The sequence below is a fragment of the Enterobacter cloacae complex sp. IR5458 genome (assembly GCF_049238025.1).
GTDB lineage: Bacteria > Pseudomonadota > Gammaproteobacteria > Enterobacterales > Enterobacteriaceae > Enterobacter > Enterobacter kobei.
In genome coordinates, this window is the sequence record NZ_JBMKIF010000017.1 from 53406 (window position 1) to 74197 (window position 20792).

13 protein-coding genes and 1 pseudogene are annotated in these 20792 nt (G+C 54.4%); 10 read left to right on the top strand and 4 right to left on the bottom strand.

Annotated features, from left to right (window positions below; genetic code table 11):
• Nucleotides 1-108: 108 nt before the first annotated feature.
• The 9 genes and pseudogenes from ACOTYN_RS14910 (at nt 109) to ACOTYN_RS14950 (ending at nt 13497) form a co-directional block, all read left to right on the top strand.
• Complete coding sequence (locus ACOTYN_RS14910) at nt 109-3798, top strand: DNA translocase FtsK 4TM domain-containing protein (RefSeq protein ID WP_332958192.1); 3690 nt, start codon at nt 109-111, stop codon at nt 3796-3798.
• A 128-nt stretch (nt 3799-3926) separates the two neighbouring features.
• The gene (gene lolA, locus ACOTYN_RS14915; RefSeq protein WP_014883204.1) at nt 3927-4541 is read left to right on the top strand and encodes an outer membrane lipoprotein chaperone LolA; all 615 of its coding nucleotides are present in this window, start codon (nt 3927-3929) and stop codon (nt 4539-4541) included.
• A 9-nt stretch (nt 4542-4550) separates the two neighbouring features.
• On the top strand, nt 4551-5894 hold the full coding sequence (rarA, locus tag ACOTYN_RS14920; RefSeq protein WP_014883205.1) for a replication-associated recombination protein RarA: 1344 nt from the start codon (nt 4551-4553) through the stop codon (nt 5892-5894).
• A gap of 92 nt (nt 5895-5986) precedes the next feature.
• The gene (gene serS / locus ACOTYN_RS14925; protein WP_023332538.1) at nt 5987-7279 is read left to right on the top strand and encodes a serine--tRNA ligase; all 1293 of its coding nucleotides are present in this window, start codon (nt 5987-5989) and stop codon (nt 7277-7279) included.
• 212 nt (nt 7280-7491) lie between these two features.
• Nucleotides 7492-9936 (top strand): dimethylsulfoxide reductase subunit A, encoded by a 2445-nt coding sequence (gene dmsA / locus ACOTYN_RS14930; RefSeq protein ID WP_332958194.1) that lies wholly within the window; start codon nt 7492-7494, stop codon nt 9934-9936.
• Nucleotides 9937-9946: 10 nt separating this feature from the next.
• A pseudogene (locus ACOTYN_RS14935) lies at nt 9947-10564 on the top strand (DMSO/selenate family reductase complex B subunit).
• Between the two features lies 1 nt (nt 10565).
• On the top strand, nt 10566-11429 hold the full coding sequence (locus tag ACOTYN_RS14940) for a dimethyl sulfoxide reductase anchor subunit family protein (RefSeq protein WP_014883209.1): 864 nt from the start codon (nt 10566-10568) through the stop codon (nt 11427-11429).
• A gap of 274 nt (nt 11430-11703) precedes the next feature.
• The gene (locus tag ACOTYN_RS14945; protein ID WP_332958196.1) at nt 11704-12852 is read left to right on the top strand and encodes an MFS transporter; all 1149 of its coding nucleotides are present in this window, start codon (nt 11704-11706) and stop codon (nt 12850-12852) included.
• A 123-nt stretch (nt 12853-12975) separates the two neighbouring features.
• Nucleotides 12976-13497: an anti-virulence regulator CigR family protein gene (locus ACOTYN_RS14950; RefSeq protein ID WP_023332541.1), complete on the top strand. Its 522-nt coding sequence runs from the start codon at nt 12976-12978 to the stop codon at nt 13495-13497.
• 36 nt (nt 13498-13533) lie between these two features.
• On the opposite strand, the gene pflA is transcribed toward ACOTYN_RS14950, so the two are convergent.
• From pflA to ycaO, 4 genes are all read right to left on the bottom strand, one after another.
• Nucleotides 13534-14274 (bottom strand): pyruvate formate lyase 1-activating protein, encoded by a 741-nt coding sequence (gene pflA, locus ACOTYN_RS14955; RefSeq protein WP_014883212.1) that lies wholly within the window; start codon nt 14272-14274, stop codon nt 13534-13536.
• Between the two features lie 203 nt (nt 14275-14477).
• Nucleotides 14478-16760, bottom strand: coding sequence for a formate C-acetyltransferase (gene pflB, locus ACOTYN_RS14960; protein ID WP_045282257.1), 2283 nt, complete (start codon nt 16758-16760; stop codon nt 14478-14480).
• Nucleotides 16761-16811: 51 nt separating this feature from the next.
• On the bottom strand, nt 16812-17669 hold the full coding sequence (focA, locus tag ACOTYN_RS14965) for a formate transporter FocA (protein WP_014883214.1): 858 nt from the start codon (nt 17667-17669) through the stop codon (nt 16812-16814).
• 406 nt (nt 17670-18075) lie between these two features.
• Nucleotides 18076-19836 carry a 30S ribosomal protein S12 methylthiotransferase accessory factor YcaO gene (gene ycaO, locus ACOTYN_RS14970; RefSeq protein ID WP_332958198.1) on the bottom strand — a complete coding sequence of 587 codons (1761 nt, stop codon included), beginning with the start codon at nt 19834-19836 and terminating at the stop codon, nt 18076-18078.
• A 127-nt stretch (nt 19837-19963) separates the two neighbouring features.
• Here ycaO and ACOTYN_RS14975 point away from each other — a divergent pair, with 127 nt between their 5' ends.
• Nucleotides 19964-20656 (top strand): DUF421 domain-containing protein, encoded by a 693-nt coding sequence (locus ACOTYN_RS14975; protein ID WP_014883216.1) that lies wholly within the window; start codon nt 19964-19966, stop codon nt 20654-20656.
• Nucleotides 20657-20792: the final 136 nt, after the last annotated feature.

Consider the following 20792-nt stretch of genomic DNA (forward strand, 5'->3'; position numbering starts at 1 on the left):
TTTGATTACACTCCTGTTAATCCATACAGCAACAGTGCCGGGGAGTCCCGGCGCTGTTGTCCGTTTTAGCAAACAGGCAGGATATGCCTGATACCTGGAGAGCCTTTCTTGAGCCAGGAATACACTGAAGACAAAGAAGTCACACTATCGAAGCTAAGCAGCGGACGTCGTCTCCTCGAGGCTTTGCTGATTGTTATTGCCCTTTTTGCCGTCTGGCTGATGGCAGCCTTACTCAGTTTCAACCCTTCCGATCCCAGCTGGTCACAAACCGCATGGCATGAACCTATCCATAATTTAGGTGGTGTACCCGGTGCCTGGCTTGCGGACACGCTCTTTTTCATATTCGGTGTGATGGCCTACACCATTCCCGTCATTATCATCGGCGGATGCTGGTTTGCATGGCGTCATCGTCAGAACGATGATTACATCGACTATTTTGCGGTTTCCCTGCGCCTGATTGGCGCGCTGGCACTGATCCTCACCTCCTGCGGGCTGGCGGCGATTAACGCCGATGACATCTGGTACTTCGCCTCCGGCGGGGTCATTGGTAGCCTGCTCAGTTCTGCGTTACAGCCCATGCTGCACAGCAGCGGTGGCACGCTGGCGCTGCTGTGCATCTGGGCGGCAGGATTGACGCTGTTTACCGGCTGGTCATGGGTGAGCATTGCCGAAAAAATCGGCAGCTTTATTCTCACGATCCTGACGTTCGCCAGCAACCGGACCCGCCGCGACGATACGTGGGTCGATGATGACGACTATGAAGAAGAGTACGAAGAGGAAGACGAGGCCCCGGTACAGCGTCGTGAATCTCGTCGTGCCCGTATTCTGCGCGGTGCCCTGGCGCGTCGCCAGCGCGTCGCGGAAAAATTTGCCAACCCGCTTGGACGCAAAACGGATGCCGCGCTCTTCTCCGGTAAACGTATGGATGAAGACGAGCAGGTTGAGTACCGTGCCGCGGGTGCCGCTGTCGATCCTGATGATGTGCTGTTCTCCGGCAGCCGTGCTACCCCGGGTGAATTTGACGAATACGATCCGCTGCTGAACGGCCATACGGTCACCGCACCGGTTGCGGCAGCCGCAGCCGCCACGACGGCCGCGCAGGCGTATGCCGCGCCTGTCGAAGCCGTGATGCCCTCCGCGCCGGTTCCACCACCAGAATCCGTTATTCAGCAGCCACACGTTGCGTGGCAGACCGCGCCCGGTGTCCATACGCCGGAGCCCGTCATCGCGCCTGAACCTGAAAGCTATATTCCTGTGCAGCAGGAGCCGTGGCAGCAGCCTTACCAGCCGCCGCAACCTGAGTATGAACCGCAGCACTATGAGCAGCCTGTGGCCCAGCCGTATCAGGAATATGTGCCTGAACCGGTTGAACCTGTGCAGCCATATGCAGAGCCTCAGCCTGAACCTGAGGTGATGGAAGAGGTGAAACCGTCTCGTCCGCCAATGTACTATTTTGAAGAAGTTGAAGAACGCCGCGCCCGTGAACGCGAGCAGCTGGCGGCCTGGTATCAGCCTGTGCCTGAACCCGCGCAGGAGCCCGTTACGAAGGCACCTTCAGTTTCGGTTCCGCCGGTCGACGCGACGCCTGCGGTTGCACCTGTCGCCGAAAGCGTGAAGCAGGCCACCGTGGCCGCTGCTGCTGCCGCACCTGTCTTCAGCCTGGCTACGGGTGGCGCACCGCGTCCTCAGGTGAAAGAGGGGATTGGTCCACAGTTGCCACGCCCTAACCGCGTTCGCGTTCCTACCCGTCGTGAACTTGCCTCTTACGGCATCAAACTGCCATCCCAGCGTATGGCCGAAGAAAAAGCACGTGAGTCGGACTACGAAGATGACGCAGATGACATGCAGCAGGACGAACTGGCTCGCCAGTTCGCGGCACAGCAGAATCAGCGCTACGGTGAAGAATACCAGCACGATGAGCCCGCTCTGGACGATGAAGATGAAGCTGCAGAGGCAGAGTTAGCGCGTCAGTTCGCGGCAACGCAACAGCAGCGCTACTCCGGGGAACAGCCAACGGGTGCCAACCCGTTCTCGTTGTCTGATTTCGAGTTCTCACCAATGAAAGACCTGGTGGATGATGGTCCGAGTGAGCCTTTATTTACCCCGAGCGTGATGCCTGAAGCTGAACCTGTGCGTCAGCAGCCTGCCCCGCAGGCCTACGCGCAGCCGCAACAACCGGTTCAGCAGCCGTATGCTCAACCGCAGCAGCCACAACACCAGCCGCCGCAGTTCCAGCAGCCAGCGCCACAGCCGCAGGAGAGCCTGATTCACCCGCTGCTGATGCGTAACGGTGACAGCCGTCCGCTGCAGCGTCCAAGCACGCCGCTGCCGTCACTGGATCTGCTGACGCCGCCCCCTGCTGAAGTCGAGCCGGTTGATACTTTTGCTCTGGAGCAGATGGCCCGTCTGGTGGAAGCCCGTCTGGCTGACTTCCGCATTAAGGCGGATGTGGTGAACTACTCCCCGGGTCCGGTCATCACCCGTTTCGAACTGAACCTGGCGCCGGGCGTAAAAGCCGCGCGTATTTCTAACCTGTCTCGTGACCTGGCGCGTTCTCTGTCGACCGTGGCGGTGCGTGTGGTGGAAGTGATTCCGGGTAAACCGTACGTGGGTCTTGAACTGCCGAACAAAAAACGTCAGACCGTCTACCTGCGTGAAGTGCTGGACAACACCAAGTTCCGTGATAACCCCTCTCCGCTGACCGTGGTGCTGGGTAAAGATATCGCCGGCGATCCGGTGGTGGCAGATCTTGCGAAAATGCCACACCTGCTGGTGGCCGGTACGACCGGTTCCGGTAAGTCCGTCGGGGTGAACGCCATGATCCTCAGCATGCTCTACAAAGCGCAGCCGGAAGATGTGCGTTTCATCATGATCGACCCGAAAATGCTCGAACTGTCCGTCTACGAAGGTATCCCGCATCTGCTGACGGAAGTGGTCACCGACATGAAAGACGCTGCCAACGCCCTGCGCTGGAGCGTCAACGAGATGGAACGCCGCTACAAGTTGATGTCTGCATTGGGCGTGCGTAACCTGGCCGGTTATAACGAGAAAATCGCTCAGGCGATGCGCATGGGACGTCCGATTCCGGATCCTTACTGGAAGCCGGGCGATAGCATGGATGCCCAGCATCCGGTGCTGGAAAAACTGCCTTATATCGTCGTGCTGGTGGATGAGTTCGCTGACCTGATGATGACCGTCGGTAAGAAGGTGGAAGAGTTGATTGCTCGTCTGGCGCAGAAAGCGCGTGCGGCCGGTATTCACCTTGTGCTGGCCACCCAGCGTCCTTCGGTGGACGTTATTACGGGTCTTATCAAAGCGAACATTCCGACGCGTATCGCCTTTACCGTATCAAGTAAAATTGACTCCCGTACCATTCTTGACCAGGGCGGCGCAGAGTCGCTGCTGGGTATGGGTGACATGCTCTATTCCGGCCCGAACTCCACCTCTCCGGTGCGTGTCCACGGTGCGTTCGTCCGCGATGAAGAAGTTCACGCCGTTGTGCAGGACTGGAAAGCACGCGGTCGCCCACAATATGTGGACGGTATTACCAGCGATACGGAAAGCGAAGGTGGCGGCGGTGGCTTTGACGGCGGCGAAGAGCTGGATCCGTTATTCGATCAGGCGGTTAATTTCGTCACCGAAAAACGTAAAGCCTCGATCTCTGGCGTCCAGCGTCAGTTCCGCATTGGCTATAACCGCGCGGCGCGTATCATCGAACAGATGGAAGCCCAGGGCATCGTGAGCGAGCAGGGGCATAACGGTAACCGCGAGGTGCTGGCGCCGCCGCCGTTTGATTAACCTTCAGCGATTGCAAAGAAGGGTAAATCAGCCAAAATTAAGCATTTTCTTCTGTCGCCTGCCTTCGGGCAGGTCCAGAATAGATGACGGAAACCCCATTTCGGGAAGACGTATTTTAAGGAATAACAATGAAAAAAATCGCCATCGCCTGTGCATTACTCACCAGTTTTGTTGCCAGCAGCGTCTGGGCTGATGCGGCCAGCGACCTTAAAAGCCGACTGGATAAAGTGAGCAGCTTCCACGCCAGCTTCACGCAGAAAGTGACTGACGGCAGCGGCAACGCGGTGCAGGAAGGTCAGGGAGATTTGTGGGTAAAACGCCCGAATCTGTTTAACTGGCACATGACTCAGCCGGATGAGAGCATCCTGGTCTCTGACGGTAAAACACTGTGGTTCTTCAACCCGTTCGTTGAGCAGGCCACGGCAACCTGGTTGAAAGATGCCACCAGCAATACGCCCTTTATGCTGATCGCCCGCAACCAGGCCAGCGACTGGCAGCAGTACAATATTAAGCAGAACGGTGATGAGTTTGTCCTGACGCCGAAAGGCAGCAACGGCAACCTGAAGCAGTTCACCATCAACGTCAGCACCAACGGGACCATCAATCAGTTCGGCGCGGTTGAGCAGGACGATCAGCGCAGCAGCTACCAGCTCAAGTCTCAGCAGAACGGCGCCGTGGATGCTTCGAAATTCACCTTCACCCCGCCGCAGGGCGTAACGGTGGACGACCAACGCAATAAGTAAGAGGCATGAGTGAGCAATCTGTCGCTCGATTTTTCAGATAATGCGTTTCAACCTCTGGCCGCTCGTATGCGGCCAGAAAATTTAGCGCAGTACATCGGCCAGCAGCACCTGCTGGCTGCGGGGAAACCCTTGCCGCGGGCCATTGAGGCCGGGCATTTGCACTCCATGATCCTCTGGGGACCACCCGGGACCGGTAAAACGACCCTCGCTGAAGTGATTGCCCGCTATGCCAACGCTGACGTCGAACGTATCTCGGCGGTCACGTCTGGCGTAAAGGAGATCCGCGAGGCAATCGAGCGCGCGCGCCAGAACCGTAATGCCGGGCGCCGCACCATCCTCTTTGTCGACGAAGTTCACCGCTTCAACAAGAGCCAGCAGGATGCTTTTTTACCGCATATTGAAGACGGCACAATTTTCTTCATCGGCGCGACCACCGAAAACCCCTCGTTTGAACTGAATTCGGCGCTGCTCTCTCGCGCCCGCGTTTACCTGCTCAAATCCCTGACCGCCGAGGATATCGAAAAGGTTTTGACCCAGGCGATGGACGATAAAGCACGCGGCTACGGCGGGCAGGATATCGTTCTGCCTGACGAAACGCGCAGGGCGATTGCGGAGCTGGTTAATGGCGATGCGCGCCGCGCGCTGAACACCCTGGAAATGATGGCCGATATGGCCGAAGTGGATGATGCCGGAAAGCGGGTGCTGAAGCCGGAACTCCTGACCGAAATTGCCGGTGAGCGCAGCGCGCGTTTTGATAATAAAGGCGATCGTTTCTACGACCTGATCTCGGCGTTGCATAAGTCCGTCCGCGGCAGCGCCCCGGATGCGGCGCTTTACTGGTACGCGCGCATAATCACCGCGGGTGGCGATCCGCTGTACGTGGCGCGCCGCTGTCTGGCGATTGCCTCAGAAGATGTCGGCAATGCTGACCCGCGCGCCATGCAGGTTGCCCTTTCTGCCTGGGACTGCTTTACCCGCGTGGGCCCAGCAGAAGGCGAGCGTGCGATTGCGCAGGCGATTGTCTATCTGGCCTGCGCGCCGAAAAGCAATGCTGTCTATACCGCCTTTAAGGCCGCGATGTCGGACGCACGTGAACGCCCGGATTACGATGTGCCGGTTCATCTGCGCAACGCGCCAACCAAACTGATGAAGGAGATGGGCTACGGGCAGGAGTATCGCTATGCGCATGACGAGCCCAACGCCTATGCCGCCGGGGAGGAGTATTTCCCGCAGGAAATGGCACAAACCCGCTATTATCACCCTACAAACAGAGGTCTTGAGGGCAAGATTGGTGAAAAGCTCACCTGGCTCGCCGGACAGGATCAAAATAGCCCTATAAAACGCTACCGTTAGTTCGATCGTTGCGGTAATGTTGGCATAGTATCCTTGTGACCGCAGGCTGTGGTCACATTTTCCTATTTTAATTCGATAAGCACAGGATAAGCATGCTCGATCCCAATCTGCTGCGTAATGAGCCAGACGCAGTCGCTGAAAAACTGGCACGCCGGGGCTTTAAGCTGGATGTAGATAAGCTGCGCGCTCTTGAAGAGCGTCGTAAAGTTCTGCAGGTACAAACTGAAAATCTGCAGGCAGAGCGTAATTCTCGATCGAAATCCATTGGCCAGGCGAAAGCGCGCGGGGAAGATATTGAGCCATTACGCCTGGAAGTGAACAAATTGGGTGAAGAGCTGGATCAGGCGAAAGCCGAGCTGGACGTTCTTCAGGCCGAAATTCGCGATATTGCGCTGGCGATCCCGAACATTCCTGACGACAGCGTGCCTGTCGGCAAAGACGAGAACGACAACGTTGAAGTGAAACGCTGGGGTACGCCTCGCGAGTTCGACTTCGAGGTGCGCGATCACGTCACGCTGGGCGAAATGCACGCGGGTCTGGACTTTGCGGCCGCGGTTAAGCTGACCGGTTCTCGCTTCGTGGTGATGAAAGGCCAGATTGCCCATCTGCACCGTGCGCTGGCCCAGTTCATGCTGGATCTGCACACCGAGCAGCACGGTTACAGCGAAACCTACGTCCCGTATCTGGTCAACCACGATACGCTGTACGGTACGGGTCAGCTGCCGAAATTTGCCGGCGACCTGTTCCATACCCGTCCGCTGGATGAAGAAGCAGACAGCAGCAACTATGCGCTGATCCCTACCGCAGAAGTGCCGCTGACTAACCTCGTGCGTGATGAGATCATCGACGAAGACGAACTGCCGATCAAACTGACCGCACACTCTCCGTGCTTCCGTTCTGAAGCGGGATCTTATGGCCGCGACACGCGTGGTCTGATCCGTATGCACCAGTTCGATAAAGTCGAGATGGTGCAGATTGTTCGTCCGGAAGACTCCATGGACGCGCTGGAAGAGATGACGGGTCACGCCGAGAAAGTCCTCGAGCTGCTGGGCCTGCCGTATCGTCGTATGGCGCTGTGCACCGGTGATATGGGCTTTGGTGCCTGCAAAACCTTCGACCTGGAAGTGTGGGTACCTGCGCAGAACACCTACCGTGAAATCTCCTCCTGCTCTAACGTCTGGGATTTCCAGGCGCGCCGCATGCAGGCACGCTGCCGCAGTAAATCTGACAAGAAAACCCGTCTGGTGCATACCCTGAACGGTTCTGGTCTGGCTGTGGGTCGTACGCTGGTTGCCGTGCTGGAAAACTATCAGCAGGCAGATGGCCGTATTGAGATCCCTGAAGTGCTGCGCCCATACATGAAAGGTCAGCAGTACATCGGCTAAATATGTGCCTCAAAACAAAAAAAGCGCCTTCGGGCGCTTTTTTTATGCCTGTGAATTGATACGACGCAATACCCCCTGCCTCTAAAGTAGTAATACTCCTCCGAATGAAAGTCAGCAGAAAAAGCTGATAACGAATAATTTCGTTATATATAAAACCACATAGCGGTTTGTGCCGCCTCTCTTTTCTTTGTGAGCAACCAAAGTGAGTCTCTATGAAAATCAACGCGCCTGAAGAATTGCTGGCTGCCGAGGTCACTCGCCGTGGTTTGATGAAAACCACGGCAATAGGCGGCCTGGCTGTAGCCAGCAGCGCTTTCACGCTCCCTTTTACCCGACTGGCGTCAGCGGCGGATGCACTATCCCCGGCCTCAGTCCCGGAAAAAGTGGTGTGGAGTGCCTGTACGGTAAACTGCGGTAGCCGTTGCCCGCTGCGTATGCACGTAGTGGATGGCGAAATAAAATATGTCGAAACCGACAATACCGGGGACGATAACTACGAAGGGTTACACCAGGTTCGCGCCTGTCTGCGTGGCCGCTCCATGCGTCGTCGCGTCTATAATCCGGATCGTCTTAAGTACCCAATGAAGCGCGTGGGTAAACGTGGGGAAGGGAAGTTCGAGCGCATTAGCTGGGATGAAGCCTACGATATTATCGCCACCAATATGCAGCGGCTGATCAAAGAGTATGGCAACGAATCCATCTACCTGAACTATGGTACCGGAACGCTGGGCGGCACGCTAACCCGCTCCTGGCCACCGGGAAAAACGCTGGTGGCGCGTCTGATGAACTGCTGCGGCGGTTATCTTAACCACTATGGTGACTACTCCTCTGCACAAATCGCCGCAGGACTGAAATACACCTACGGTGGCTGGGCAGACGGCAACAGCCCGTCTGATATCGAAAACAGCAAGCTGGTCGTTCTGTTCGGGAACAATCCGGGTGAAACGCGTATGAGCGGCGGCGGGGTGACCTACTACATCGAACAGGCGCGTGCTAAATCCAATGCCCGCATGATCATTATTGATCCACGCTATACCGACACCGGTGCAGGGCGCGAAGATGAGTGGATCCCAATCCGCCCAGGTACCGATGCCGCGCTGGTCTCCGCGCTGGCGTGGGTGATGATCACTGAAAATCTCGTCGATCAGCCGTTCCTGGATAAATACTGCGTCGGTTATGACGAGAAAACCCTGCCAGCCAGTGCCCCAGCTAATGGCCACTACAAGGCGTATATTCTCGGTCAGGGCAGCGACGGCGTGGCGAAAACGCCGGAGTGGGCGTCTACCATCACCGGTATTCCGGTCGAGCGTATTGTTCAACTGGCGCGTGAGATTGGCTCAGCAAAACCGGCCTATATCAGCCAGGGGTGGGGACCGCAGCGTCATGCGAACGGTGAAATTGCCACCCGCGCAATCTCCATGCTCTCCATTCTGACCGGCAACGTGGGTATTCATGGCGGTAACACTGGTGCGCGTGAAGGCTCATATGAAGTCCCGTTTGAACGTATGCCAACGCTGGACAACCCGGTGCAAACCAGCATTTCCATGTTTATGTGGACCGATGCGATTGAACGTGGCCCGGAAATGACCGCCTTGCGCGACGGCGTGCGCGGTAAGGACAAGCTGGACGTGCCGATCAAGATGATCTGGAACTACGCCGGTAACTGTCTTATCAACCAGCATTCGGAAATCAACCGCACTCATGAAATCCTGCAGGACGACAAGAAGTGCGAGATGATTGTGGTGATCGACTGCCACATGACCTCCTCGGCAAAATACGCCGACATTCTGCTGCCGGACTGCACCGCGTCTGAGCAGATGGACTTCGCGCTGGATGCCTCCTGCGGCAACATGTCTTACGTGATCTTCACCGATCAGGCGATCAAACCGCGCTTCGAGTGCAAAACCATCTATGAGATGACCTCCGAGCTGGCGAAGCGTCTGGGCGTTGAGCAGCAGTTTACCGAGGGACGTACTCAGGAAGGCTGGATGCGCCATCTGCATGAACTCTCCCGCAAAGCCATCCCAGACCTGCCGGATTTCGATACCTTCCGCAAGCAGGGCATGTACAAACAGCGCGATCCTGAAGGGCATCACGTTGCCTACAAAGCGTTCCGCGAAGATCCGCAGGCGAACCCGCTGACTACGCCGTCGGGCAAAATTGAAATCTACTCCGAAGAACTGGCAAAAATTGCGTCTACCTGGGAGCTGCCGGAGGGGGACGTTATCGATCCGCTGCCGATCTATACGCCAGGATTCGAAAACTATAACGATCCGCTCACGGCGAAATTCCCGCTGCAGTTGACCGGTTTCCACTATAAAGCGCGCGTTCACTCCACCTACGGTAACGTCGACGTACTGAAAGCCGCCTGCCGCCAGGAGATGTGGATCAACCCGATGGATGCGAAAGCGCGTGGTATTAACAATGGCGATCGCGTGCGCATCTTCAACGGCCGCGGGGAGGTGCACATTGAAGCCAAAGTCACGCCACGCATGATGCCAGGCGTCGTGGCGCTGGGAGAAGGGGCATGGTACAGCCCTGATGCCAACCGCATCGATCAGGCAGGCAGCATTAACGTACTGACCACGCAGCGTCCGTCGCCGCTGGCGAAAGGCAACCCGTCTCACACAAACCTTGTTCAGGTTGAAAAGGTTTAAGGAGTAACCGATGACAACCCAGTATGGATTTTTCATTGATTCCAGCCGTTGCACCGGGTGCAAAACCTGCGAGCTGGCCTGTAAAGATTACAAAGATCTCACCCCAGACGTGAGTTTCCGTCGCATCTACGAATACGCCGGAGGCGACTGGCAGGAAGATAATGGTGTCTGGCATCAGAACGTGTTTGCCTATTACCTGTCGATTGCCTGTAACCACTGCGAAGACCCGGCCTGTACGTAGGTCTGTCCGAGCGGGGCGATGCACAAGCGTGAAGACGGTTTCGTGGTCGTGGATGAAGATGTTTGTATCGGCTGCCGCTACTGCCATATGGCCTGCCCGTACGGCGCACCTCAGTACAATGCCGCCAAAGGGCATATGACCAAGTGCGACGGCTGCCACTCTCGCGTCGCGGATGGCAAAAAACCGATCTGCGTCGAGTCCTGTCCGCTGCGCGCGCTGGACTTTGGCCCTATAGAAGAACTGCGTCAAAAACATGGTCAGCTTGCTGCGGTAGCACCGCTGCCGTCCGCGCACTTCACGAAGCCGAGTATTGTGATTAAACCCAACGCCAACAGCCGTCCTACAGGTGATACCACCGGCTACCTGGCAAACCCGAAGGAGGTGTGAGATGGGAAGTGGATGGCATGAATGGCCGCTGATGATCTTCACGGTCTTTGGTCAGTGCGTGGCGGGTGGCTTCATCGTGCTCGCGCTGGCACTGCTGAAAGGTCAACTCACCGCTGAACAGCAGCAGCGTTTAGTGTTGAGCATGTTTGGCCTGTGGGTGCTGATGGGGATTGGTTTTATCGCCTCTACGCTGCACCTGGGCTCACCGATGCGCGCGTTTAACTCGCTTAACCGCGTGGGGGCATCGTCCCTCAGTAACGAGATTGCCAGCGGGGCGATTTTCTTCGCCATCGGCGGGCTGGGCTGGTTGCTGGCAGCGCTTAAAAAATTGCCTGCAGGTCTGCGTAGCCTCTGGCTGATCGTGACCATGGTGCTGGGCGTGGTGTTTGTGTGGATGATGGTGCGTGTCTATAACACCATTGATACCGTCCCTACCTGGTACAGCGTCTGGACGCCAATGAGCTTCTTCCTGACGATGTTTATCGGCGGGCCGCTGCTCGGCTATCTGCTGTTGCGCGTGGCGGGGGTAGACGGCTGGGCCATGCGTTTGCTGCCAGCCGTATCGCTGCTGGCGCTGGTGGTGAGTGCAATTGTTGCTCTGATGCAGGGCGCTGAGCTGGCCACCATTCATAGCTCCATTCAGCAGGCCTCTGCGCTGGTGCCGGATTACGGTTCTCTGATGGCCTGGCGTATCGTGCTGCTGGTAGCGGCGTTGGTATTCTGGATCGCGCCTCAGCTAAAAGGCTACCAGCCTGCTCTGCCGTTGTTATCACTGGCCTTTGTGCTGGTGCTGGCAGGGGAGTTGATTGGTCGTGGCGTCTTTTATGGTCTGCATATGACGGTCGGTATGGCCATCGCCAGCTAATCTTATTTTTTGTTATAAAAAGCCGGGACATAGCGCCCGGCTTTTCTTTTTTCATTCATGAAATTTTTCGACTGACGTTTTGTTTTAATTTCTACCATTAATAAATAAAAACAGAGACATAATTAATATCTATAGCAGGCACTGCATTAGCAGGATAAGTTTTTTAAATCGACAGGGAACATATCGTGCGAGCCGGCTAAATCAGTGGATTGACTTTGTTTTTGCCAGTGGCATGATGCGCACGAAATCTGAACTTCCTCACGGTTTTTAATCCATGACCACCTATACCCGGCCAGTGCTACTGTTGCTCTGTGGCCTGCTTCTGCTGACCCTGGCGATCGCAGTGTTGAATACGCTCGTCCCGCTGTGGCTCGCCCATGAAAACTTACCGACCTGGCAGGTGGGTATGGTTAGCTCGTCCTTTTTCACCGGGAACCTGCTGGGCACATTATTAACCGGTAGCATGATTAAACGCTTTGGCTTTAATCGCAGCTATTATCTGGCTTCGCTGATTTTCGCCGTCGGGTGTGCCGGGTTGGGCCTGATGGTCGGCTTCTGGAGCTGGATGGCGTGGCGCTTTATCGCCGGTGTCGGTTGCGCGATGATTTGGGTGGTTGTTGAAAGTGCGCTGATGTGCAGCGGTACGTCACGTAACCGCGGACGCCTGCTGGCAGCCTATATGATGGTTTACTATGTGGGCACCGTGCTGGGACAACTGATGGTCAGCAAACTGCCAACGGACCTGATGAGCGTGCTGCCATGGGTAACCGGTATGGTGCTGGCGGCGATCCTGCCGCTGCTCTTTACGCGTATCGTTAACCAGAAAAGTGAGCATCAGGAAGCGACCCACATCTGGCCGATGCTGAGGCTGCGCCAGGCGCGTCTGGGAGTTAATGGCTGCATTATCTCGGGGATTGTTCTGGGCTCGCTCTATGGTCTTATGCCGCTCTACCTGAACCATCAGGGCGTCAGCGATGCCGGGATTGGTTTCTGGATGGCGGTCATGGTGAGCGCGGGGATTGTCGGCCAGTGGCCGATTGGCCGCCTGGCCGATCGCTTCGGTCGCCTGCTGGTGCTGCGCGTTCAGGTCTTTGTGGTGATCATGGGCTGTTTTGCTATGCTCAGCAACGCCGCGATGGCCCCAGCGCTGTTTATCCTTGGGGCAGCGGGGTTCACGCTTTATCCGGTCGCGATGGCGTGGGCCTGTGAGAAAGTTGAACATCACCAGCTGGTAGCGATGAACCAGGCGCTGTTATTAAGCTATACCATCGGCAGCCTGCTGGGACCAACATTTACCGCGATGCTGATGCAGAATTATTCTGACAATTTGCTGTTTATCATGATCGCCAGCGTGTCGTTTATTTATCTCTTAATGCTGCTGCGCAAAGCAGGCGAGCATCCAACGCCTGTGGCGCACGCCTGATTAAATAAAAGCCTGTCAATGACAGGCTTTTTTGTCCCTGTCATATATAAGACTTTTACGTATTGTTTGTTTTCCCCGCCCGGCGATAATTCAAATGAGTTCTACCACTAAAAGGCAACAATCATGTCTAAACGTCGTTTTTCCACTACCGCACTTGCCGTAGTGTTGTCTTTAACGTTTGCAGCGGCTCCGGTCATGGCTAATCCAGGAAACGGGAATGGCGGTGGTCACGGCAACGGTGGCGGACAAGGTAATGGCGGCAATCATGGTAACGGGAACTCTGGTAACCATGGTAATAAGCAAAATAGCGGTCAGGATAACCCAGGGAAATCTGATAAGAGCTTTAAAAGCAGCAAAGATGTCGGCAATGATGTTGACGCTCGCGTGAGCTTCGATCATGCCCGTCACCTGGCACTGAATTACGGCTTAACGGGCTATGAGTCTCTGCCTCCGGGTATTGCGAAAAACCTGGCCCGCGGTAAACCACTTCCTCCGGGTATTGCGAAGAAAACCGTGCCAGCCTCTATGCTTGGCCAGCTTCCATCCTACCCAGGTTATGAATGGCGCGTGGTGGGTGACGATCTGGTCTTAATTGCGCTGAGTACGGCGATTGTGACTTCCGTTATTAACGGCGTCTTTAAATAGAATTAAAAAAGGCCCGGTTCTCACCGGGCCTTTTCTTTAATACATGACCTTGTGGCCATACTGCTCAAGAATACCTTTCACGCGCTCCATCGTCTCTTTTTTCGGTGGCTTCACGCCATCAAGTTTGTACTCTTCACCCATCGCCACCCATTTATGTTTGCCGAGTTCGTGATAGGGCAGAAGCTCAATTTTCTCGACGTTGCCCATGTCGCGGGTAAATTCCCCCAGGCGGTGCGCAGAGTCGTCATCATCTGACCAGCCGGGAACAACAACATAGCGGATCCAGGTTTTGATGCCTTTGTCGGCAATGTATTTCGCAAATTCCAGCGTACGGTGGTTGGAAACGCCAACCAGATTCTGGTGGATCTCATCATTCATCTGTTTGAGATCGAGCATCACCAGATCGGTCACTTCGAGCAGTTCATCAATAACCGGATCGTAGCGGCGCACGAAACCGTTGGTATCGAGACAGGTGTGAATGCCTTCTTTGCGGCAGGCGCGGAACCAGTCGCGGACAAATTCAGCCTGAAGAATGGCTTCGCCGCCGGATGCGGTCACGCCGCCGCCGGACGCGTTCATAAAGTGGCGGTAGGTCACCACCTCTTTCATCAGATCTTCCACGGTGACTTCTTTCCCACCATGAGTGTCCCACGTGTCGCGGTTGTGGCAGTACAGGCAGCGCATCAGGCAGCCCTGGAAGAAGGTAATAAAGCGGATACCCGGGCCATCGACGGTGCCACAGGATTCAAAGGAGTGAATGCGACCAATAGTTGACATTGCGGTGAGATCTCCGAATTTGGCCCATCCGGGGGCCTATGTAGTTGCACAGCTCAAAGGCTATGTCGAGTCTGTTTTGGCTGTTATCCATTCAGTATAGATAGCGGACAAAAGAGACTGATGAAGCGAGGGTGTGAAAAAGGCCCCACTTGCGTGGAGCCTTTATTGTACGCCTTTTAACGCGTGATTTCAGTCAATTCCACTTACATGGACTGAGTGAAAGTACGGGTGATAACGTCCTGCTGCTGTTCTTTAGTCAGGGAGTTAAAACGTACTGCGTAGCCAGATACACGGATGGTCAGCTGAGGATATTTCTCAGGGTGTTCCATCGCATCGAGCAGCATTTCACGGTTCATTACGTTCACGTTCAGGTGCTGACCACCTTCGATGGACGCTTCGTGGTGGAAGTAACCATCCATCAGACCCGCGAGGTTAGTTTTACGTACTTCGTCATCTTTACCCAGCGCGTTTGGCACGATAGAGAAGGTGTAAGAAATACCATCTTTCGCGTAGGCAAACGGCAGTTTAGCAACGGAGGTCAGAGAGGCAACCGCACCTTTCTGGTCACGACCGTGCATTGGGTTAGCACCTGGGCCGAATGGCGCGCCAGCACGACGACCGTCTGGGGTGTTACCGGTTTTCTTACCATACACAACGTTAGAGGTGATGGTCAGAACAGACTGAGTCGGGATAGCGTTACGGTAGGTAGTGAGTTTCTGAATTTTCTTCATGAAACGTTCTACCAGGTCAACCGCCATGTCATCAACGCGAGCGTCGTTGTTACCAAACTGCGGGTATTCGCCTTCGATTTCGAAGTCGATAGCCAGACCGTCTTCGTCACGAATTGGTTTAACTTTCGCATATTTGATTGCAGACAGGGAGTCAGCCGCAACGGACAGGCCTGCGATACCACACGCCATGGTGCGAACCACGTCACGGTCGTGCAGCGCCATCAGAGAGGCTTCGTAGCTGTACTTGTCGTGCATGTAGTGGATAACGTTCAGTGCAGTCACGTACTGCTTCGCCAGCCAGTCCATGAAGTGGTCCATGCGCTCCATGACTTCGTCATAGTTCAGCACGTCGCCTTTGATAGGTTCAGACTTAGGACCCACCTGCATTTTCAGTTTTTCATCAACGCCGCCGTTGATGGCGTACAGCATGGTTTTCGCCAGGTTTGCACGCGCACCGAAGAACTGCATTTGCTTACCAACAACCATTGGGCTTACGCAGCACGCGATAGCGTAGTCGTCGTTGTTGAAGTCCGGACGCATCAGGTCATCGTTCTCATACTGCAGAGAAGAGGTGTCGATGGACACTTTAGCGGCGAATTTCTTGAAGTTCAGAGGCAGTTTTTCAGACCACAGAACGGTGATGTTCGGCTCCGGAGAAGGACCCATGGTGTACAGGGTGTTCAGGAAGCGGAAGCTGTTTTTGGTTACCAGAGTACGGCCATCTACGCCCATACCGCCGATAGATTCGGTTGCCCAGATTGGGTCACCAGAGAACAGCTCATCATATTCTGGAGTACGCAGGAAGCGAACCATACGCAGCTTCATGACCAGGTGGTCAATCATTTCCTGAGCGTCTTGCTCGGTGATTTTACCTGCTTTCAGGTCACGTTCGATATACGCATCCAGGAAGGTGGATACGCGGCCGAAGGACATTGCTGCACCGTTCTGAGACTTAACAGCGGCCAGGTAGCCGAAGTAGGTCCACTGGATAGCTTCCTGAGCGTTGGTTGCAGGACCAGAGATATCGCAGCCATATTTCGCTGCCATCTCTTTGATCTGACCTAGCGCACGGTGCTGTTCAGCAATCTCTTCACGCAGACGGATAGTCGCTTCCAGGTTTACGCCGTTTTCCAGGTCAGACTGGAGAGAGACGAACTGTGCGTATTTGTCTTTCATCAGGAAGTCGATACCGTACAGCGCAACGCGACGGTAGTCACCAATGATACGGCCACGGCCATACGCATCTGGCAGACCAGTCAGAACGCCAGATTTACGGCAGTTCAGAATGTCTTTGGTGTAAACATCGAATACACCCTGGTTGTGGGTTTTACGGTATTCGGTGAAGATTTTTTTCAGCATTGGGTCCAGCTCGCGGTTATACGCTTTGCAGGAACCTTCAACCATTTTGATACCACCGAACGGGATGATTGCGCGTTTCAGTGGTGCTTCAGTCTGCAGACCAACGATTTTCTCAAGGGCTTTGTTGATATAGCCAGCATCGTGAGAAGTGATGGTGGAAGCAACGGAGGTGTCAAAATCAACTGGCGCGTGAGTGCGGTTTTCCAGTTTAACGCCTTCCATTACGCTGTCCCACAGCTTGGTGGTCGCGTCAGTTGCGCCAGCCAGGAAGGATTCGTCACCTTCATACGGGGTATAGTTTTTCTGAATGAAGTCACGGACGTTGACTTCATTCTGCCAGTCACCTTTCGCAAAACCTTCCCAGGCTGTGGCTAACTTTTCATTAAGCTCGGACATGTAACACCTACCTTCTTAAGTGGATTTTTTATTTACTGCCTGAGATAACCATCAATGATGGTCGTCGCCACGCAGGTAAATGACCCAGTATGTCAACCCAACTAACAGACCCCCACCGATAATGTTCCCGATAGTGACGGGGATCAGGTTATCAGTAATGAAATTCATAATAGTCAGGTGAGAGAAACTTTCCGGGGATGAACCAATTGCGGTCCAGAACTCCGGGCTTGCAAAGTTGCGGATAACAATCCCCATCGGGATCATGAACATATTCGCAATACTGTGCTCAAAGCCGCTGGCAACAAACATCGCAACCGGCAGAACCATAATCATGGCTTTATCCATCAGGCTACGACCAGAATAGCTCATCCAGACCGCCAGGCAGACCATCAGGTTTGCAAGGATGCCGAGAGCAACGGCTTCGATAAATGTGTGGTGCATTTTGTGGTCGGCGGTTTGCAGGACGTTAAGCCCCCAGCCGCCGTTGGCGGTCATGTACTCGCCAGAAAGCCACATCAACAGAACAAAGAGCAGACAGCCAATCAGGTTGCCAACGTAGACGTTAAGCCAGTTGCGCGCCAGTTGACCCCAGGTAATTCTTCCGCTGGCTTTTGCCACGACAATCAGCACCGTTGAGGTGAAGAGGTCGGCACCGCAGATGACGCAAAGAATCAGACCCAGTGAGAAGCAAATGCCGCCAATCAGTTTGGCTATGCCGAAAGGCATGGCAGCAGTACCGGTAGTGGCAGTGATGTAGAAGACGAAAGCGATTGAGATGAACACACCAGCAGTAATCGCCAGATAGAACGTCTTCATCGGGTGTTTCGTTGCTTTATAGACACCCGCTTCTTCGGCAACTTTTGCCATCGCGGCGGGGAGTAAAAGATCAAAAGGGTTGTCAGCTTTCACACTAACTCTCTCTTTATTAAGTCGGCGACGAGATACTAACAAAGCATTATAGAAGAGAAATTGATATAGATCATATCTCGCCTGGCTTATAGGCCCGCAGTGTGTATGGTTTTACAGCGAATGCGGAGTAAGTAATTGATTATCCGTATAAAAATAAATTTTAAAAGTTATTAAAAGAGTTGAATTATTTCGTTCGGCCCCCTCCGAAACAGTTAATTAATATGGAGTATTTACCATAAAAAGTAACAATAAAGCCCGGGTAAAGATTATTATATTTACCCATGTTTAACTTTATTATTACAATCAGCAATCATTACCGAAAAAAATAAAAAACGGGGCAATGAAATTGCCCCGTAATATAGCCCAGACGATTGAATACGCCTACTGCTGCTAATGTTATATGCGCTTATTTTGACCAGTAAGCGGCTTTTGCTTTCTGCAGCTTTTCATAGGCCTTGAGCAGCGACTGATGCGCCGGGAAGGCTTTCAGATCGCTGTCCACGGCCTGCAGACCGTAGAATGGCTCTTCACCGCTGAGCGCCGCGCTGGCGGCTTCAACCGCTTCAGCACCGTACATACGCACGAAAGCGTTCAGGTATTGCAGTGGCTCACGATCCTCTTCCTGCGAAAGCAGCAGCAGGGTTTGCAGGCAACGGTAATAGTTGGTGCGCTCGGCAGAGAAGACCGACTGGTTGAATTCCATCGTCCATTCCGTCCAGGCCAGGGCCTGATCCAGATCGCCGCCAGCCAGCGCCAGCATCGCTTTCAGCTCCCCGATACGCAGGGTATGCCAGCCGTTGTCTTTACCCGTCGCCAGGCCCAGCAGTTCACGCACGCGAGTGAAATCATCGTGACCTTCTTCGTCCAGTTGGGCGATCAGGTTCAGATAATCCTCTTTTTCCCACTCGCTGCCTGGCAGAGCAAGCAGGGTTTCGCGCAGGTGTGCGCCCATGCTGTTGTTCGCCAGCCACAGATCTTCAGCAGGGTAGATGTCGGACATGCCCGGCACAATGATGCGGCATGCGTAAACGCCCAGGTGTTCGTAGTCGGCAATGTAGACTTCCTGATCTTCGGCGTTAAAGATGGCCATCAGCGTGGCGAACTCTTCTTCCGTGGTGCCGGCAAAGCTCCAGTCTACGAACGGATAGTCTGCGTCCTGCTTAAACATATCCCAGGAGATCAGGCCGCTGGAATCGATGAAGTGGGTTTCGAGGTTGGTATGCTCCGCCACTTCTTCATCGTCAAAGGTTGGCGGTGTGAAGACGTCGAGATCTTTCAGGCTACGGCCCTGCAGCAGTTCGGTGACGGTACGCTCCAGCGCCACGCCGAAGTCAGGGTGCGCGCCGAAGGAGGCGAAGCAGGTGCCGTTTTCTGGGTTAAACAGCACCACGCAGATCACCGGATATTTTCCGCCCAGTGAGCCATCGTAGGCGAAGATTGGGAAACCTTCCGCTTCGAGTTTGGCGATGGACTCCACCACGCCTGGGTAGCGCGCCAGCACGTCGGCCGGAATTTCAGGCAGGCTGATAGATTCGGCAATAATGCGGTTTTTAATGTGACGCTCGAACACTTCTGACAAGCCCTGAACGCGCGCTTCGTTGCGGGTGTTACCGGCGGACATGCCGTTAGACACATACAGGTTGCCGACGATGTTCATCGGAATATACACGGTCTGCTCGTCAGACTGGCGGGTGAACGGCAGGGCGCAGATACCACGATCTTCGTTACCAGACTGCAGATCGATCAGCATGCTGGCGGTCAGTTCGTTTTCTGGATCATAGAACGCACGCAGGCGGGCGTCGAGAATACCTTCCGGCAGTTCATCGTCTTCGGTCAGCGGGAACCATTTTTCGTTCGGATAGTGAACGAATGGGCCGTTAGCGATGGTTTCGCCCAACCAGAAGTCAGCGAAGAAATAGTTGGTGGACAGACGCTCAAAATACTCACCCAGCGCGGAGGCCAGTGCCGCTTTTTTAGTCGCGCCTTTCCCGTTGGTAAAGCACAGGGCACACTCTTTGTCGCGAATATGGACGGACCAGACATGGGGCACCGGATTGAGCCAGGAGGCTTCTTCGATGTTAAAACCCAGGTCGGTCAGTTTCTGCTGGAAGCGAGCGATGGAATCTTCCAGAGCGGCGTCTTTGCCGGGGATAAACGTTTGAGTCATGGCGTTCACTTTTATCGTACGTAAAGCGCGCAATGATACGGGTTTTGCGTGACGGGTGCTATCTTCGGCGAAAATAAAAGGCTGGGCTATGCTTAGTGGCAGTAACTGACTGTTAAGGCATAGAAAAATGAAAGCATTTGATCTCCAGCGGATGGCGTTTGATAAAGTTCCCCCCGAGTTTTTAGGCGAAGTGGCTTTGCGGAGCCTGTATACCTTCGTTCTTGTCTTTCTGTTTCTTAAGATTACTGGCCGTCGCGGTGTGCGGCAGATGTCGCTTTTTGAAGTGTTAATCATCCTCACGCTGGGGTCAGCGGCGGGGGATGTCGCCTTTTATGACGATGTGCCGATGGTGCCGGTCTTTATCGTCTTTGTCTCGCTGGCGCTGCTGTACCGCCTTGTGATGTGGCTGATGTCGAAGAGCGAAAAGCTGGAAGATCTGCTGGAAGGGAAGCCTGTGGTGATTGTCGAAGACGGACAGTTGGCCTGGGAAAATGTGCAAAGTGCCAATATGACCGAGTTCGAATTTTTTATGGAATTGCGTCTGAACAGCGTCGAACAACTCGGACAGGTGCGTCTGGCCATTATGGAAACGAACGGTCAAATCAGCGTGTATTACTATCATGATGACGAGGTGAAGCCGGGGTTATGCATCCTGCCGGATATGCTCATTGAGCGATACAAAACCGTCCCCGATGCGGGCGAATATGCCTGTATAAAATGTAGTCATGTGGTGGTGATGAAGGCAGGCGATCATCAATTATGCCCTCGCTGTACGAATCCAGAATGGACGAAGGTTAGCCGGGCTAAACGGATCACCTGACAGCCATTTTGTCGGTTTTGTCCTGGCGAGGCGGCAGATTGTTTTGTGTGATGTGAGCCACATTTCACGGGTCATAAGTTTTAGACATTGCGGCGCGTGTCACTGAATGATAAAACCGATATCCACAGTTATAACT

What these genes read in the sequence shown, in the direction of transcription:
- lolA (WP_014883204.1), top strand. Translation starts at nt 3,927, where the DNA reads ATGAAAAAAATCGCCATCGCCTGTGCATTACTCACCAGTTTTGTTGCC.
- serS (WP_023332538.1), top strand. Translation starts at nt 5,987, where the DNA reads ATGCTCGATCCCAATCTGCTGCGTAATGAGCCAGACGCAGTCGCTGAA.
- dmsA (WP_332958194.1), top strand. Translation starts at nt 7,492, where the DNA reads ATGAAAATCAACGCGCCTGAAGAATTGCTGGCTGCCGAGGTCACTCGC.
- ACOTYN_RS14940 (WP_014883209.1), top strand. Translation starts at nt 10,566, where the DNA reads ATGGGAAGTGGATGGCATGAATGGCCGCTGATGATCTTCACGGTCTTT.
- ACOTYN_RS14945 (WP_332958196.1), top strand. Translation starts at nt 11,704, where the DNA reads ATGACCACCTATACCCGGCCAGTGCTACTGTTGCTCTGTGGCCTGCTT.
- ACOTYN_RS14950 (WP_023332541.1), top strand. Translation starts at nt 12,976, where the DNA reads ATGTCTAAACGTCGTTTTTCCACTACCGCACTTGCCGTAGTGTTGTCT.
- pflA (WP_014883212.1), bottom strand. Translation starts at nt 14,274, where the DNA reads ATGTCAACTATTGGTCGCATTCACTCCTTTGAATCCTGTGGCACCGTC.
- pflB (WP_045282257.1), bottom strand. Translation starts at nt 16,760, where the DNA reads ATGTCCGAGCTTAATGAAAAGTTAGCCACAGCCTGGGAAGGTTTTGCG.
- ycaO (WP_332958198.1), bottom strand. Translation starts at nt 19,836, where the DNA reads ATGACTCAAACGTTTATCCCCGGCAAAGACGCCGCTCTGGAAGATTCC.
- ACOTYN_RS14975 (WP_014883216.1), top strand. Translation starts at nt 19,964, where the DNA reads ATGAAAGCATTTGATCTCCAGCGGATGGCGTTTGATAAAGTTCCCCCC.